This window comes from Polaribacter sp., from assembly GCF_051251875.1.
GTDB lineage: Bacteria > Bacteroidota > Bacteroidia > Flavobacteriales > Flavobacteriaceae > Polaribacter.
In genome coordinates, this window is sequence record NZ_JBPOGL010000001.1 from 40,078 (window position 1) to 57,823 (window position 17,746).

Annotated in this window: 15 protein-coding genes and 1 other RNA gene; 4 read left to right on the forward strand and 12 right to left on the reverse strand. The window is 30.1% G+C overall.

The window, feature by feature from the left end:
• Positions 1-148: 148 nt before the first annotated feature.
• Positions 149-247, reverse strand: an RNA gene (ffs, locus tag ACSHW5_RS00175) — signal recognition particle sRNA small type.
• A 176-nt stretch (positions 248-423) separates the two neighbouring features.
• Between ffs and ACSHW5_RS00180 the strand changes: the two genes are divergently transcribed.
• The 4 genes from ACSHW5_RS00180 to ACSHW5_RS00195 all read left to right on the forward strand — a co-directional run bounded on the left by ACSHW5_RS00180 (position 424) and on the right by ACSHW5_RS00195 (position 5,568).
• Positions 424-945, forward strand: a complete 522-nt coding sequence (locus tag ACSHW5_RS00180; protein ID WP_435674074.1) for a DUF4199 domain-containing protein — start codon at positions 424-426, stop codon at positions 943-945.
• A 76-nt stretch (positions 946-1,021) separates the two neighbouring features.
• Positions 1,022-1,978: a glycosyltransferase family 2 protein gene (locus ACSHW5_RS00185; RefSeq protein ID WP_435674075.1), complete on the forward strand. Its 957-nt coding sequence runs from the start codon at positions 1,022-1,024 to the stop codon at positions 1,976-1,978.
• A 45-nt stretch (positions 1,979-2,023) separates the two neighbouring features.
• On the forward strand, positions 2,024-3,739 hold the full coding sequence (locus tag ACSHW5_RS00190; RefSeq protein WP_435674076.1) for a phospho-sugar mutase: 1,716 nt from the start codon (positions 2,024-2,026) through the stop codon (positions 3,737-3,739).
• Entirely contained in the window at positions 3,739-5,568 is a 1,830-nt protein-coding gene (locus ACSHW5_RS00195) for an ABC transporter ATP-binding protein (RefSeq protein ID WP_435674077.1), read from the forward strand. Before ACSHW5_RS00190 ends, ACSHW5_RS00195 begins: the two co-directional genes overlap by 1 nt.
• A 93-nt stretch (positions 5,569-5,661) precedes the next feature.
• On the opposite strand, the gene ACSHW5_RS00200 is transcribed toward ACSHW5_RS00195, so the two are convergent.
• The 11 genes from ACSHW5_RS00200 to ACSHW5_RS00250 all read right to left on the reverse strand — a co-directional run bounded on the left by ACSHW5_RS00200 (position 5,662) and on the right by ACSHW5_RS00250 (position 17,551).
• A complete protein-coding gene (locus ACSHW5_RS00200) occupies positions 5,662-7,074 on the reverse strand; it encodes a CCA tRNA nucleotidyltransferase (RefSeq protein ID WP_435674078.1) in 1,413 nt (470 codons plus the stop codon).
• Positions 7,075-7,237: 163 nt separating this feature from the next.
• Entirely contained in the window at positions 7,238-8,092 is an 855-nt protein-coding gene (gene rlmF / locus ACSHW5_RS00205) for a 23S rRNA (adenine(1618)-N(6))-methyltransferase RlmF (protein ID WP_435674079.1), read from the reverse strand.
• A gap of 33 nt (positions 8,093-8,125) precedes the next feature.
• A complete protein-coding gene (gene bshC, locus ACSHW5_RS00210; RefSeq protein WP_435674080.1) occupies positions 8,126-9,718 on the reverse strand; it encodes a bacillithiol biosynthesis cysteine-adding enzyme BshC in 1,593 nt (530 codons plus the stop codon).
• Positions 9,719-9,826: 108 nt separating this feature from the next.
• Complete coding sequence (locus ACSHW5_RS00215; RefSeq protein ID WP_435674081.1) at positions 9,827-10,789, reverse strand: glycosyltransferase; 963 nt, start codon at positions 10,787-10,789, stop codon at positions 9,827-9,829.
• 3 nt (positions 10,790-10,792) lie between these two features.
• A complete protein-coding gene (locus ACSHW5_RS00220) occupies positions 10,793-11,185 on the reverse strand; it encodes a hypothetical protein (RefSeq protein WP_435674082.1) in 393 nt (130 codons plus the stop codon).
• A gap of 343 nt (positions 11,186-11,528) precedes the next feature.
• Complete coding sequence (locus ACSHW5_RS00225) at positions 11,529-12,335, reverse strand: enoyl-ACP reductase FabI (RefSeq protein ID WP_435674083.1); 807 nt, start codon at positions 12,333-12,335, stop codon at positions 11,529-11,531.
• A gap of 56 nt (positions 12,336-12,391) precedes the next feature.
• Complete coding sequence (gene recN / locus ACSHW5_RS00230; protein ID WP_435674084.1) at positions 12,392-14,044, reverse strand: DNA repair protein RecN; 1,653 nt, start codon at positions 14,042-14,044, stop codon at positions 12,392-12,394.
• Between the two features lie 78 nt (positions 14,045-14,122).
• Positions 14,123-15,013 carry a DUF4835 family protein gene (locus tag ACSHW5_RS00235; RefSeq protein ID WP_435674085.1) on the reverse strand — a complete coding sequence of 297 codons (891 nt, stop codon included), beginning with the start codon at positions 15,011-15,013 and terminating at the stop codon, positions 14,123-14,125.
• 136 nt (positions 15,014-15,149) lie between these two features.
• The gene (gene coaBC, locus ACSHW5_RS00240) at positions 15,150-16,361 is read right to left on the reverse strand and encodes a bifunctional phosphopantothenoylcysteine decarboxylase/phosphopantothenate--cysteine ligase CoaBC (protein ID WP_435674086.1); all 1,212 of its coding nucleotides are present in this window, start codon (positions 16,359-16,361) and stop codon (positions 15,150-15,152) included.
• Positions 16,361-16,681, reverse strand: coding sequence for a DNA-directed RNA polymerase subunit omega (locus ACSHW5_RS00245; protein ID WP_435674087.1), 321 nt, complete (start codon positions 16,679-16,681; stop codon positions 16,361-16,363). Before ACSHW5_RS00245 ends, coaBC begins: the two co-directional genes overlap by 1 nt.
• A 6-nt stretch (positions 16,682-16,687) precedes the next feature.
• The gene (locus tag ACSHW5_RS00250; protein ID WP_435674088.1) at positions 16,688-17,551 is read right to left on the reverse strand and encodes an outer membrane protein assembly factor BamD; all 864 of its coding nucleotides are present in this window, start codon (positions 17,549-17,551) and stop codon (positions 16,688-16,690) included.
• Between the last annotated feature and the right edge of the window lie 195 nt (positions 17,552-17,746).

The window sequence follows — 17,746 nt, forward strand, 5'->3', positions numbered from 1 at the left end:
TTGAATTCTTTAATAAGTAAGCAAATATCTAAAAAGTAAATTAAAGGAAGTTAAATAATGAAAGAAAAAATTGAAAGAATATTATTTTTCGAAGTACTTTCCTTAGGAAAGAATTTAATGAGATACCGAAACAACTTTAGCGCATAAAAAAAGGCAAGCTACCTACATCACACCGCTACAACCTAATACCTTTGCTGCGTTCCCGCCCTGGAGGATTCAAAGGGAGCTAGTTGTGTAGGACTTGCCGGTTGCAAATTTACAAGCTTTTTTTGTTCTGACAATTAAAAAAAGTAATATTTTTTTGTAACAATTTCAACCTCCTGAATACTAATGAATTGTTATGATAGCATACAAACTTTTATAAAAAATTAAAAACTATCATCAATGAAAACAATATATTTGTATAACTAAACTTTAAAAAAAATGGAAAATCAAACAAATAGTAAAAATTTTATAGTAAAAAATGGCGTAATGCTGGGAGTTGCTAGCATTATATTATCTCTTGTAATGTTTGCAACAGGTACTCATTTAGATCCTCATTGGTCTAATTCTTTAATTTCTGCGGCTTTGTTTATTGGATTAATATTTCTTGGTACAAAACAATTTAAAGAAGCTAATAATGGTTTTATGTCTTGGGGAGAAGGTGTGAAAGTTGGAGTAGGAATTGCTATTGTTGCAGGCTTAATTGTGGTTGTTTACAACTATATTTTTATGAATTTCATATCGCCAGATTTTATGTCTCAAATGATGGAAATTCAAAATCAAAAATTACTTGAAAGCGGAATGACAGAAGAACAAATTGAAGCTACTAATGAAATGGGGAAAAAGTTTCAATCTCCAGCAATTATGGCAGCTATGGGAATAATTGGTTATGCTATTGGTGGTTTTATTATAGCTGCAATAACTTCTGCAATTATGAAAAAATCTGAAGAAGAAACATACTAAAAATTTAGAATTCAAGATGCAAAGTTTAATAAAACACAACTTTGAATTTTAAATCTTAAACTTTGAACTTAAATTTATGGATATTTCGGTAGTAATACCACTTCTTAACGAAGATGAATCTTTACAAGAATTATATGATTGGATTGCAAACGTTATGCAATCCAATCATTATTTATATGAAGTTATTTTTATTGATGACGGTAGCACAGACAACTCTTGGAGTGTTATTGAACAATTATCTACCGAAAATAATACCGTAAAAGGAATACGATTTCAAAAAAACTATGGTAAATCTCAAGCCTTAGACGCAGGTTTTGAACTAGCTAAAGGAAACGTAGTTATTACCATGGACGCCGATTTACAAGACAATCCAGAAGAAATTCCTGAATTGTACAATTTAATTATTAAGGAAAATTTCGATTTAATTTCTGGTTGGAAAAAGAAACGATATGACAATGTAATCACCAAAAATATTCCTTCAAAATTATTTAATGCTGCCGCTAGAAGAACTTCTGGTTTAAAATTACACGACTTTAATTGCGGTCTAAAAGCTTACAAAAATGAAGTGATAAAAGCGGTAAAAGTTAGCGGAGAAATGCACAGATACATTCCTGTTTTAGCTAAAAACGAAGGTTTTACTAAAATTGGTGAAAAAGTAGTACAACATCAGGCCAGAAAATACGGGGAAACTAAATTTGGTATGGACAGATTTGTTAATGGTTTTTTAGATTTAATTACCATTTCATTTTTATCAAAATTTGGTAAAAGACCCATGCATATTTTTGGACTTTGGGGTACATTTATGTTTTTATTCGGAACAACTTCTGCTTTCTATATTGGCGCTTACAAACTTTACAAGGTTTTTAACGGCATTAAAACAATCTTAATAACAGACAATCCGTGGTTCTTTATTGCATTAACTTCTATGATATTAGGAACTTTATTATTTTTAGCCGGATTTATTGGCGAACTTATTATAAAAACGAAAAACAACGAAAAACACTATAAAATTAGAGAAAAACTCAATTTCTAAACTGTATATTTGTATTTTTAGCAACAATTAAAACAACAACAAAAAATGAGCGAAATTTTAGACAAAGCAAAAAAGTGGTTAACTGCTACTTTTGATGAAGAAACTCAAAGCGAAATTAAAAATTTAATTTCCAATAACCCCGATGATTTGGCAGACAGATTCTATAAAGACATGGAATTTGGTACAGGTGGAATGCGTGGAGTTATGGGTGCTGGAACAAATAGAATTAACAAATATACCTTAGGTAGAGCCACTCAAGGTTTGTCTAATTACTTAATAGAAAACATAAAGAAAAAGCAACCTAGTGTTGTAATTGCTTATGATTGTAGACATAATAGTAAAAAGTTTGCTAAAGTTGTAGCAGATGTTTTATCTGCAAATAATATAAAAGTATTTCTTTTTGAAGATTTACGTGCAACTCCAGAATTGTCTTTTGCAGTACGCCATTTAGGCTGTGATTCAGGTATCGTTTTAACGGCTTCTCACAATCCGCCAGAATATAACGGTTATAAAGTATATTGGGCAGATGGCGGACAAATTGTGCCTCCGCATGATGGTGGAATTATTGGAAAAGTAAATGCTCTAGATTTTTCTGAAATCAACTTTAATGCAAACGAAAGTTTAATTGAAGTTATTGGTAAAGATGTAGATGATGCTTTTATTGAAGCGTCTGTAAATAATGGTTGTTTGTCTGATAAAGTTGATAGAAAAAACTTAAAAATTGTATTTACTTCATTACACGGTACTTCTATTGTTTCTGTTCCTGATGCTTTAGCAAAAGCAGGGTATACAGATGTTCATATTGTTGAAGAACAGAGAGAACCTAATGGAGATTTCCCAACAGTAAAATCTCCAAACCCAGAAGAACCAGAAGCTCTAAAAATAGCAACTGATTTAGCCAATAAAATTGGTGCTGATATTGTTATTGGTACAGATCCTGATTGTGATAGATTAGGTGTTGCTGTTAGAGATTTAGAGGGGAATATGAAGTTGATGAATGGAAACCAAACCATGGTTGTAATGACTGAATTCTTACTTAAAAAATGGAAAGAAGAAGGTAAAATAAATGGCAAACAATTTGTTGGATCTACAATTGTTTCTACAGAATTAGTAAATGATGTTGCTGCAACTTATGGCGTTGAAACCAATGTTGCTTTAACTGGTTTTAAATGGATTGCTAAAATGATTCGCGATAATCCTAATAAAGACTTTATTGGCGGTGGAGAAGAAAGTTTTGGATATATGGTTGGCGATTTTGTTAGAGATAAAGATGCGGTTACAGCTACTTTATTAGCTTGTGAAGTTGCTGCTTTAGCAAAACAAAACGGAAGCTCTTTTTATGAAGAATTATTAGCTGTTTATGTTAGAAATAGTTTCTATAAAGAACATTTAATTTCTATTACTAAAAAAGGAATGGATGGTGCTGCAGAAATTCAACAAATGTTGAGTGATATGCGTAATAATCCTATTACGGAAATAGATGGAGAGCAAATAGAATCGCTTTCAGATTATGAAGCTTCTACTAAAAAGAACTTAATTACCGGAGAAGTAACTACAATTGATTTACCAAAATCAAACGTGTTAATTTATCAAACCGCAAGCGGAACAAGAATTGCGGCAAGACCAAGTGGTACAGAACCAAAAATAAAATTCTACTTTAGTGTTAATACGGCTTTAGATACTGCACTAAATTCAGATGCAACAGAAGCGAAATTGAATGCTAAAATTCAACGAATTATTAAAGAAATGAAATTGAATTAATGGGGTATTTTAAGGACATTTTAAAATATGAGAAAAAGTATCGAAAATTTACTATTCTAAACATACTATTTAATATACTTTACGCAGTTTTTAATGTGCTTTCCGTATTGGCTTTTATTCCTGTTTTAGGAATCTTATTTGGTACAGATAAAAAAGTTACCGTGAAACCTACTTATGATGGAATTACCAGTATTGGTAACTATTTAAAGGAAAGTTTTTATCATTTCATTTCTAATAAAATAGAGACAGAAGGCAATATAAAAACACTTGTTTTTATTTGCCTTTTGGCTATTTCATTATTTTTTCTAAAAAACTTATTTAGATATTTAGCTTCTTATGTAATTACCTTTTTAAGAACAGGAATTGTAAAAGATTTAAGAGATAAGTTATATCATAAAATTGTAGAACTACCTATTGCCTACTTTTCAGAAAAAAGAAAAGGAGACATTATTGCGCGTATGACTTCTGATGTGCAAGAAGTAGAAAACTCAATTTTAACCTCTATAGAAACTATTGTTAGAGAACCTTTAACGGTAATTATAGCAATTTCTATTATGCTCTTTATGAGCTTAAAATTAACACTTTTTGTGTTTGTTTTATTGCCTGTATCTGGATTTATCATTTCATCTATCAGTAAAAAATTAAAAGCAAACTCTGTTAAAGCTCAAAAAGAAACTGGAAACTTTTTATCTTTTATTGAAGAAACCTTAACTGGTTTAAGAATTATTAAAGGTTTTAATGCTGAACATGTAATTGCTAATAAATTTAACAATTCTACACTTAATTTTAAACAATTAATGACCAGTGTAATTCACAGACAAACATTGGCTTCACCAATGAGTGAATTTTTAGGTTCTGCAACAATTATTGCTATTCTTTGGTATGGAGGAACTGAAGTTTTATCAAATACTAGTTCGCTTGACCCTGATGAATTTTTAGGGTATATTGTATTGTTTTATACGGTTTTAAATCCTATTAAATTAATTACAACAACATTTTATAATATTCAGAAAGGAGAAGCTTCCGCAGAACGAATTATGACCGTTCTAAATACTGAAAACAGCATTAAAGACAAACCAAACGCACTTATAAAGGAAGACTTCAACCGTAAAATTGAGTTTAAAAACATCTCTTTTAAATATAAAAAAGACTTTGTATTAAAAGACTTTTCATTAACCATCAATAAGGGTGAAACAGTTGCTTTGGTTGGTCAATCTGGAAGTGGAAAATCTACATTGGCAAACCTTATTACTCGTTTCTATGATGTTAATAAAGGTGAAGTATTTATTGATGACAACAATATTAAGGACATTACTAAAAAATCTTTACGGGATTTAATGGGAATTGTATCTCAAGATTCTATTTTATTTAATGATACCATTTCTAACAACATAAAATTAGGAACTCAAAATGCAACAGATACAGCTATTTTAGAAGCAGCAAAAATTGCAAATGCTGATGAATTTATTCAAAATTTACCAGAAAAATACAATACAAATATTGGCGATAGCGGAAACACGCTTTCTGGCGGACAAAAACAACGTTTGTCTATTGCGAGAGCAGTTTTAAAAAATCCGCCAATTATGATTTTAGACGAAGCTACTTCTGCACTAGATACAGAATCTGAACAATTGGTACAGCTTGCATTAGAAAAGATGATGCAAAACAGAACTTCTTTAGTAATTGCTCATCGATTATCTACCATTCAAAAAGCAGATAAAATTGTAGTATTACAAAAAGGAAAAATTGTAGAGCAAGGAAAACACGACGAATTATTGGCTAAAAAAGGCGAATATTTTAAGTTGGTTACAATGCAAAGTTTGAGTTAAAAGCATTTTAGCTCTATTATATACAACATAAAAAAGACCATTACTTGCTTAGTAATGGTCTTTTAATATTATAAAACTTACAGGTATGTATTTCTAATTCTGAATTAAACCAAGTTGTAAACCTTTTTCTATCATAAAGTCATAAGAAGCTTTGTGTTCATTAGGAATTTCACCTTCTAAAATAGCTTCTTTAATAGCCTCTTTTATTTGGCCTATTTCTCTACAAGGCTTTAAATTAAAAGCTTCCATAATCTCTTCACCCGTAACTGGCGGCTGAAAATTACGTACTTTATCTCGTTCTTCTACTTCCTTTATTTTAATTCGTACCAACTCAAAATTTTGATGATAACGTTTAAATTTCTTAGGATTTTTAGTAGTAATATCCGCCTCACACAAGGTCATTAAGGAATTAATATCATCACCAGCATCAAAAACCAAACGCCTTACTGCAGAATCTGTTACTTCTGTAGCCAACACAATAGGTCTAGAACTTAATAGTACCATTTTTTGTACAAACTTCATTTTGTTATTCAATGGCAATTTCAAACGTTTAAATAGTCTGTACACCATTTTAGAACCTACAAATTCATGTGCATGAAATGTCCAACCCACTTTTTTACTAAACTTTTTAGTTGGTGCTTTTCCAATATCATGCAATAAAGCTGCCCAACGCAACCAAACATCTTCTGTATTTTCCGAAATATTATCTACCACTTCTAAAGTGTGATAAAAATTATCTTTATGTTTTTGCCCTTCTACTTCCTCTACTCCTTTTAACGCAATTAATTCTGGCAGAATTTGCTTTAACAAACCTGTTTTTTCTAACAACAGAAAACCGACAGAAGGTTTTGGAGATGATAAAATTTTATTCAACTCATCAACAATTCTTTCTTTGGTAATAATTTTTAATCGATACGCATTTCTAGTAATTGCCGCTAGCGATTCAGCATCAATATTAAAATTTAATTGTGTTGTAAAACGAATGGCACGCATCATTCTAAGAGGATCATCTGAATAGGTGATATCCGGATTTAACGGTGTTTTAATTACTTTATTTTCCAAATCTTCAATTCCGTTGAATGGATCTAATAAAGCACCAAAATTGTCTTCATTTAAACTTAATGCCAATGCATTAATGGTTAAATCTCTTCTATTTTGATCGTCTTGTAAGGTTCCTTCAGTAACTTCAGGATTTCTACTATTTTCAGAATAGGATTCTTTTCTTGCACCTACAAACTCAATATCAACATCTTTAAAACACAACATTGCTGTACCGTAGGTTTTAAAAACTTGTACTTTAGGTTTGCCAGGCAAAAGGCTTGCAACTTTTTCTGCAAGTGCAATACCACTACCAACAGCCACCACATCAATATCTTTTGCATTTCCCCTTTTCAATAAAAAATCACGCACAAAACCACCAATTACATAACTTTTTACGTTTAATTCTTTGGATGCTTTTGTAATGACACTAAATATTTCTGATGAAATGGCTTCTTTATAATTCATGAGGTGTACTGCACTAAAATGATGCTAATTTAATTGTAATAGAAACAACGAAAATAGCAAGAATATCTAAAAACTATAATAAAAAAGTACAGATTTTTTCAGAAATCTGTACTCAATATTTAAAAGTAAAACTCTTTTAAACTAAATTAAGACTTCAAAATGATTAAAATCTCCAAGCAACAATTCTTGTAACTTTGTTTCCTTGACTCATTGGTATTACTTTAAACTCTTTAGCTCCTAATTTTTTTGATGACTTTTCTAAGCTTACTACATTTTCTTTTTTAGAAACTAAACTCGTAAACCACTTACTAGCCGTTTTATACACAGAACTTTCATACAAATAATTGTGTAAAAATGCTTTTTCTCCTCCAATATACCAAAGTTCATTATTATTTCCGGCAAAATTACGAACGGCATTATTTCCTAAATTTCTAGATTTTCTGCTATTTGCACCTTGTGCTTCTTCTGCAGATTTGTAAAATGGCGGATTGCACATTGTTGCAGAAAAAGAATCTCCATCTTCTAAAATTCCTTTTAATATCTGACTTTCATCACGTTGTTGACGTAACTTAATTTTAGCTTCTAAATGATTATCATCTATGATATCTTGGGCAGAATCTAAAGAATCTATATCAATATCTGTGGCTACAAAATTCCAATTATAGGCAGCAACACCCAATAAAGGGTAAATACATGTTGCACCAGTACCAATGTCTAAAATTTTTACATTTTCTGTGGATGGAAGCAAATCTGCCAAATAATGTATATAATCTAAACGCCCAGGAATTGGAGGACATAAATTAGTATCTGGAAAATTCCAAACCTTAATGCTATCAAAAGTAGAAATCAACGCTTTATTTAGCTCTTTTACTCCTTTCGGATTTGAAAAATCAATAGTAATAATTCCGAATTCGTTTTTGAAAACAAATTCTTTTAACAAAGGATTTTTTAAGGTTAATTCATCAAAATTATAACCTTTATTAAATTTATTTTTAGGATGTAAATTCTTTTCTTTCAAGTTGTTGTGTGTTTATACTGTTATGTACGTTATTTACAATTCTAACACTGTAAATTCTAACGCCAAAGGTTGCAATACTTCTTTTAAAGTATCTATAAAGGAAATTCCATATTCTAAGTAATATTCAGAAAAATTGCGTTGTCTTTCTTCTAAACTTTGATTAGGGAAAATTTCATTTTGTAATAAAGTAATTCTATCTACTACATCTTTTTGCCTTCTTTTTTCGGCTTTTATCAATCGTTTCTTTAAATTTATTAAACCTTTAATTTGTTTTTTTTCTTGTGCATTTACGGCATTTACAAAAGAAACATCCGTTTTCTTTGCTACTACTTTTAATTCTGAAAACTGTTTTTGTAAAAAGGCTATTTTATCATTAAAATCAATTTCAATGGCAGAATTTTCTATCACTTTTTTAGTCAATAGCACCTCTTGCGACAAGAAAATTTCTTCTAAAGTTATCTCTAATTTATTTAATTTTTTTTGTTGTTTTTCCGAAATTACTTGTACAGAATTCCGCAATAATAATATAGGAAAAGGAATGTTTACACTGTTAAAATACTGCTTTAATTCTAACCAATACGCCAATTCTCCTCCGCCGCCAACATAACAAAGATTGGGCAAAATTACTTCTTGATATAAAGGACGCATGATAACATTGGGAGAAAAAGCCTTTGGATTATTATCTACTTCTTGTAAAATTTCTTCTAAAGAAAACTGTATTTCTGTATTGTTTACTTTGTAAATTCCTTTTTCTAAAACAATACGTTCTCTTAGCTCATTTTGTATATAAAACAAGTTAATTTCTCTAGGATTTACTTGAATTTTATAATTTTTTTCTAATTCAGAAATTGTTTTTGAAACTGCGGTAAAAGAAGTTTCATTTTGTAGTTCGTCTTTAATAATTGGTGCAAAAAGTTGTTTTAAACCTGCATCATCTCCATCAACAATTACCAAACCATATTTGGCAAACAAACTATCTGCTAAAAAACGTGTTGCCTCTGCTAAATTATCATGTTTTAAATAGGCTTCTTCGAATAATTCTTTTATAAATGTTGCATTTTTAGAGTTTCCTAAATGCTCAGAAAAAACCTCATAAACATCTTGTAAACCTTCGGTTGAAAATCTACCAACAGGACCGCCGTCTTCTCTATTCCACTGTACTTTTTTACCTTGAAAATTAAAATAATTTATTTCATCAAAATCATGATCTTCTGTTGCCATCCAATAAATAGGCACAAAATTTTTATTGGAAAACTTTTCTGACAACTCTTCACATAAATTAATAACAGAAATTATTTTATATAAAAAATATAAAGGTCCGGTAAACAGATTTAATTGATGTCCGGTGGTAATTGTAAACGTATTTTTCTCTTGTAATAACGCAATATTATTCCTTGTTTTTTCTGAAATCGTAAAAGATTTGTATTGCTCATTTAAAGCGTTTACTAACGTTTTTCTAGTTTCTAAAGAAAAGCTTTCTTGTTTTGTTTCAATCTGATTTTGAAATCCTTCTATGGATGGAAACTGGTTATAAAAAGGTTGTATATCTTTATTTTGATCTAAATAATGAGACATTATTTTAGAGAAAAAACCCGTATTCTGAAATGGAATTTGTGTTACGTTCATAAAATTACAACACTTTTTGGCAACAATTTAAAAGTTGAAATTGAGTTATTTAATTTTTGATAAAAATACAACTATTTTAAAGGACGAAACTGTTAAAAATAGCAAGAATTAAAGTTCTTTTTTGGGATAAAATTGTGATTCTAAAAATCCTAATCCGTATCCTAAAAATTGTGTGAGCGATGTAAAAATACTTAAGAAAGCTACATACATGTTTTTATTCTGAAACAACGCATCTAAAAAGATACATAGAAAATAAAATGCATAGAAATATACAAACTGATTGTAACCAAAAATAGCCAAAATAATACTGATATCTAAGCCAATAATAAACAGGCTTGGAAACCAATAAGTAATTTTTGTTGTAGACGGAAAACGTTCATTTAGTTTGGGTCTTGCGCTACCAAAAGCAAACGTCTGCTTAAAAAATTGTTGCAAAGTACTTCTTCTTTTATGATAAACAAATGCAGTTGCAATCAATTGGGTTTTTAAATTATTTTCCCAAAGTCTAAAGGTTAAATCAATGTCTTCACCAACTTTTAAATTTGCAAAACCGTTTGTTTTTTCAAAGGCTTTTTTTGACAAACCCAAATTAAAACTTCTAGGTTGAAATTTACCAACCGCTTGCTTTTTACCTCTAATTCCGCCTGTTGTTAACACAGAGGTCATAGAATAATTAACAGCTTTTTGTAATAAAGTAAAACTTTTATGTGCTGCATCCGGACCTCCAAAAGCATCGGTAAAGTTGCTTTCTAATGTTTTTTTTACTTCCGATAAATATTGATTTGGCACAAGAACATCTGAATCTAAAATGATAAAATAATTACCCGTTGCATGTTGCATTCCAAAATTACGGCTTGCTCCTGCTCCACTGTTTTCTTTAAAAAAGTATTTTACATTCAGTTGTTGAGTATAATTCTCTACAATAGTTTCGCTTTTTTGGGTTGAACCATCTTCTATGATTAATACTTCAAAATCATCAGAAAAATCTTGTTTTGTAAGACTTTCTAACAATTCTGCTATTTCATTAGGACGATTGTAAACGGGTACAATAATGGAGAATGATAACTTCAATAGTTAAGATATTAAATGAGAAAAAATAATTTCTTTTCCGTTTATTTCAAAACTAACTTTATCATATATGTTTTCTTTAAAACTTTCCGCTTCTTCACTAGTAATGTTGTAATCTATTTTAGTAATCGACTTTTTTGCTGCATTTGAAAAATCTGATTCAATTATATTTTCATCAGAGGTTAGTTTTAAGAGTTCATTTTGCTGACCAAAAGTAAGTATACTTCCTTTTTTACTTTTTAGATTGGTAGCACTTACTATAATTGTTTCTAAAATTAAAAAGCCTCCTAATTCATTAATACCTAAGTACAAATCGCCATAATCAGATTCGGCAAACTTGTGTAAACCTACATTATTAATAGTATCTTCAATTTGAATATCAACCTCGGTTCTTTTCATCAAATTAAAATTTTCTGATGATTTAAATACTTTGTCAATCTTCTTAAAAAAACTCATGTGTAAAAATTAAATGTGCTAGTAAAAATAGTATAAAAAAAACAAACGTTTGAATTTTCCATTTTATAAAATTTATGCTTCATTTTAAAAAATTTACAAAAATGGATAAAAAAAATAAATACAAACCTTTTCGGATTTGCATTTAATCTATGTAAATAATTGAGTACTTTTTAGCCACTCTATAAGTTGGCAAACATGTCTAGCCCTGATTGAGCGGTTTGTTTGAGCTCTTTTTGAGGAACGAAAAAAAGCGAGTAGCGAAAGCAGGAAATGGCTTCAAATTATACTACTCAAACTTTTCCATAACCGCGTCACTTACTCCCATATTTGAGAATCCGCCATCATGAAATAGGTTTTGCAAGGTTACTTTTTTAGTTAAATCTGAAAACATAGAAATGGTATAATCTGCACATTCTAAAGCTGTTGCATTACCTAACGGACTCATTTTTTCTGCGTACGCAATAAAACCATCGAAACCTTTTACGCCATTTCCGGCAGTTGTTGGCGTTGGCGATTGCGAAATTGTGTTTACACGCACCTTATGATCTCTACCAAAAAAGTAGCCAAAACTACGCGCAATAGACTCTAAATATGCTTTATTATCTGCCATATCATTGTAATCTGGAAAGACTCTTTGCGCCGCCATATATGTTAGTGCAACAATGCTTCCCCACTCATTCATGGCATTTTTGTTGTATAAAATATTCATTGTTTTATGAAAAGAAACAGCGGAAACATCCCAACCTTTTGTGGTAAAATCGTATTTTGGATCTGTATAATGTTTGCCTTTACGTACGTTTACAGACATGCCAATAGAGTGTAAAACAAAGTCTATTTTTCCTCCCAAAATCTCCATAGATTTTTCTACCAAGTTTTCTAAATCTTCTATAGAAGTTGCATCTGCAGGAATAATTTGCGAACCCGTTTTTGCTGCCAAAGCATCTAACTCTCCCATTCTCATTGCAATTGGCGCATTTGTTAATACAAATTCTGCTCCTTCTTCATGTGCTCTTTCTGCAACTTTCCAAGCAATTGAATGCTCATTTAATGCTCCAAAAATGATTCCTTTTTTCCCTTTTAATAAGTTATACATGTTGTAAAGTGTTTATGGTTGATGGGTTGTGGTTGGTTCTTACTCGTAACCCTAAGCTAATTTAATAATTCTTTTGCGTGTGTAAGAGCAGATTCTGAGATATCTTTACCGCTTAACATTTCTGCAATTTCTTTAACCCTTTCTTCTGCAGATAATTGTTTTAAATTGGTAGTGGTAACACCTTTTACTTCTTCTTTATATACTTTATAATGACTGCTTCCTTTTGCTGCAATTTGCGGTAAATGTGTAATGGCAATTACTTGCATATTGTTACTCATTTGTTGCATTATGGCTGCAATTTTATTAGAAACTTCACCAGAAACTCCGGTATCTATTTCATCAAAAATAATAGTTGGCAATTGTGTATTTTCTGATAATACTTTTTTAACCGAAAGCATAATTCTAGACAATTCTCCACCAGAAGCTACTTTTTTAAGTTCACCAAAATTACCTCCTTTATTTGCTGAAAACAGGAATTCTAACTCGTCCTTTCCGTTGGTAAAATAGTTTTTTGTAGCTTTAATTTTGATAGAAAATCGTGCGTTTTGCATTCCTAAATCTGTTAATAAAACTTGTAATTCTTTTGTTAACTTAGGAATAGCAGCTGTTCTTGCATTTGAAATTAAACCTGCTACTTTATCTAGCTTTTCTGAAACAGAAGCTATTTCTTGTTGTTTTTGATTGATTACTTCGTCTGCAGATTCTACTTGAGCTACTTTGTTAGATAAATCTTCGAAAACCGCCAGCAATTCTTCATTTGAACTTACTGCATGTTTTTTTTGTAGATTGTACAATAGTTGCAGTCTATCATTAATTTCTTCGGCTTCATTTGGGTTAAAATCTACATGCTCATTGGCATCTTCTAACTCTGAAACAACATCATCAATTTCTATTTTTACAGATGTAATTCTTTCTGCAAGTTCTTGATATTCTTTAGAAAATGATGCAATTTTGGTCAACCTATTTTCTAAGGTGTTTAGCAAATTCTGAATGCCTATTTCTTCATTTACAGTTATTTCTAAAGCTTCTGATAAATTGCCCTTAATCTCTTCTATATTATTTAGTTTCTCTAGATTCTCTTCTAGTATTAGTTGCTCATCAACTTTAATACTTGCCTCTTCTATCTCCTTAAACAAGTGCAAGTTATAATCATATTGCTGATTTGCTTCACGCTGTTGCGACTCTAATTTAACAAGTTCTTTTTTTAATTGGTTTAATTGAATAAAACCACGTTTGTAAGAAGCAATTCTTGCTTGATTTTTTGCTAAAGCATCTAAAATAGAAAACTGAAAATTAGTATCTGATAATTGCATTGTTTGATGCTGAGAATGCACATCAATCAATTTTACTCTTAATTTGTTTAAAACCGTTAAAGTTACGGGCGTGTCATTTACAAAAGCTCTCGATTTTCCTGAAGGTAAAATTTCTCTTCTAATAATAGTTTCAGATTCATAATCTAAATCTACTTCTTTAAAAAAATCTTCTAAATTATAGTTTGTAATGGCAACTCTAGCTTCAACAATACATTTGTTTGAAGTGTCTTTTAGTGAAGACAAATCTGCTCTGTTTCCTAAAACTAATCCTAATGCACCTAAAAGTATAGACTTACCTGCACCAGTTTCACCTGTAATAATAGATAAACCTGAAGAAAAATCAATGGTTAACTTATTGATTAACGCGTAGTTATTAATAGAAAGTTGTGTTAGCAAATTGTTTAAATTTTGAAGAATAAAAATAGCTATTTTAATTCAGAAACTATGCAAAAATTACATGTAGAAATTTAAATTCTACTCAATATTTTTCCATTTGCTATTATTGTTCGGAGAAATTTTTCTTAAAACTTGATTCATTCTTGTAGCATTTCTAGTTTTAGGATTGTCTGAATACACATTTACAATTTCATCTGCTTTTGCATCAAAAAATAACCGTATTAAATAATTACTAACCGTTTGATTGTAAACACCTTCTAAAGAAAGCACTGTATTTTCTAAACTTTGCTTTGCTGTATTTAAGTTGGTAGAAAAATTATCTAATGCTCCTCTGTGGTAATCATACAAAACAGTTCTAAATTTTTGTAATTTCGGAGACAATAAATTATCTATTAACAAATATCTATTCTGTTTACCAACCACATTTTGCCAAGCTCCTAAACCACTTTGTTGAGCTTGTAACATAACGTTTTGCGCTTCTTTTAGTGACGCTTCTCCACCAAACTTTTTAAATGTATCTCCATCTAAACCTAAAATAACATGCACATAAAATACCACTGTAGAAATTAAGTTACTATCAAAAGCATTTTTGTTATAAATTAAAGGGTCAAACTCATTATATTTAAAAGTAAAATCGTTGTCTTTTAAATTTAAAACAGGTGTTGCGTAGCTAGAACCAAAAACAGGTCTTGTAGATTGTACTTGTAGTGTTGCCGTAAACGTATTTGCATCTCTTGATGTAACAATTATGGTCATTGCACAATCTATCCTTTCTTCCGTTTTTACAATTCTATTTGTCCATTTTGTTTGGTTTACATACTCATTTAAAGATTGCTCTAATGTAGAAAACACTTGTTTATTAGAACCATTAATTTGTTCTGAATTTACTGTTATTAAACAATTTAATTCTTGCGCTTTTAATGTAGAAATAGTGCAAAGCAATATAAAAAGTAGAAGAATTTTACGCATAATTTTGTTTGATAAATTTAGTTAGGTCGAGCGCAGTCGAGACCTAATTATAACCTCTCGAGAACTGCGTTCAATACTTCCAATCAAAAAATATTTTGATTTTGTAATGCTCGAGAAAACATTTTATTTATAAATCTTATTTATTCATTCTTTCAACAATCTCCCTCATAATATCTTTAGCAACAGCAACTTTAGATTTTAATTCAAATTCCGTTTCATTCAAATTTTTATCAATAATAGTAATTTTATTTGTGTCCGTTGCAAAACCAGCCCCTTTATCTTGTAACGAATTTAATACAATTGCATCTAAATTCTTACGTTTTAGTTTATTTTTAGCATTTTCTAGCTCATTATTTGTTTCTAAAGCAAAGCCAACCAAAAATTGATTTTTCTTAATTTCTCCTAAAGAAGCTAAAATATCTTTAGTAGGTGTTAACTCTATTTGTAACGCTGCATCTGTCTTTTTTATTTTCTGATGAACAACATTTTTTGGTTTATAATCTGCCACAGCTGCAGAAAGAATTGCAATGTCTACAGAATTAAAATAAGTATGTGCTGCGTTGTACATTTCTTCCGCAGAAATCACATTAATTCTCTGCACAAAAGAATGATTAATTTGTTGGTTACTTGGTCCTGAAATTAAATAAACTTGAGCTCCTAAATTTGCAGCAGCTTTTGCAATGGCAAATCCCATTTTACCTGAAGAATGATTTCCAATAAAACGTACAGGATCTATAGCTTCATAGGTTGGGCCTGCTGTAATGAGTACTTTTTTTCCTTTTAAGGGTAATTTTGATAAAATATCATTTTCAATAAAAGAAACAATATCTTGTGGCTCTGCCATTCTGCCTTCGCCCACTAAACCACTAGCCAATTCACCAGAAGTTGCAGGTATAATGGTATTACCAAAACTATGTAATTTTTCTAAACTTTCTTTGGTTGAAGGATGGATGTACATATCTAAATCCATGGCTGGAGCAAAATAAACCGGACATTTGGAAGATAAATAGGTTGCCAACAACAAATTATCACAGGTACCATTTGCCATTTTAGACATGGTATTTGCTGTTGCAGGTGCAATTAGCATATAATCTGCCCAAAGACCTAAATCTACATGATTGTTCCACATTTCATTTTCCTCTTCTTTGTCATAAAAAGTAGAATGAACCGGATTTTTAGAAAGTGTAGATAATGTAAGAGGTGTTATAAAATCTTTAGACGCAGGAGTCATAACAACCTTGACTTCTGCGTCTAATTTTATAAATAAACGAACTAAACTTGCCGTTTTGTAAGCAGCAATTCCGGCAGTTACGCCCAGTAAAATTTTTTTACCGCTTAAAACAGACATTATTCCTTTTCTGGAGTTCTAAAATATACTTTGCCTTTTAACCATTCATCTACAGCAATAGCTGTTGGTTTTGGCAATCTTTCATAAAATTTAGAAACTTCAATTTGTTCTTTATTTTCAAAAACTTCTTCTAAACTATCGTTATAAGTAGCAAACTCTTCTAATTTATCAACCAATTCTTTCTTTAAATCTTCATTGATTTGAGTAGCTCTTTTAGCTATAATTGAAATTGCTTCATAGATATTTTCTGTAGGAGCTTGAATTTCATTCTTGTCATAAGTAATTGTACTTAATGCTGCTGTGGTATCTTTATAGTCCATAATTTATTATGATTTATTTTTTGAAGCTAATAGCTCTTTTTGTTTTTCTATTAATTCTTGTATTCTTAATTCCTCTTGTTTTAAAGTTGCCAACATTTTATCTGAATCTTCCATAAATTGAGATTCTGGAAAGTTTCTTTTTAGCTTTTCATAAGCTTCAATAGCATCTTTAATACGTTCTTCTTTTCTTCTGTCAAAACTTTTTAAAACAAAATCATGAGCAGCTTTTAATCTATAATATAAAGCTTCTTCTTTAAATTCAGATCCTAAATAGTCTGACAATAAATTATCAAAAGCCTGAATAGCCGCTTTATAATTTCTTAAATCATAGCCCGCTGTTCTATAATATGTTTTTGCAATTTCAAAATATTTCTTTTGCAATTTGTAACGTAACTCTTTATAATGCTGATTTGCTTCAACAATTTTATCCGAATCTGGATAGGTATTTATAAAATCTTGAAAAGAAGCCAACGCCTTATTTGTGTCTGTTGGATCTTTACTAAATACAGGTGAAGCTAATTTATAACTATAGGCTGATAAATAAGCTGCTTCTTCTTTTTTAGAACTTTTAGGATAATTCTTAGCAAAACGATCAAAATAATAACCAGAAAGACTATAGTTTTTTTCGTTAAAATTAGATTGAGCAATCATAAAAGAAATACGTTCCATTTGAGGTTTCCCTCTATAAGAAGGAGTAATTTTTTCAAATAAACGCAAGGCTTTACTGTACTTTTTTGTTTCGTACATTTTTACTGCCATTTTGTATTGGTCTTCAACAGCACCTTTATTTAATACTTTTTGATATTCTCCACACGAAAATAACAATAGGCTACATACCAATAAATACGCTAAATTTTTAATTTTTTGCATCGGGCAAAATTAGTGATTAATAATGGATAATAAAAGAATTTATTTTTTCTAAAATAATTCTTACTTTTTAGCTCCCGAAATTCTGAAAACGAGTTCAGTACAAACATGTTCGGGGTAACAATTTTAAAGAATATTTTACTATTTTTCAATACATAAAACGTTCTTACATCTAAACATTTTTTTACACCTTAAATG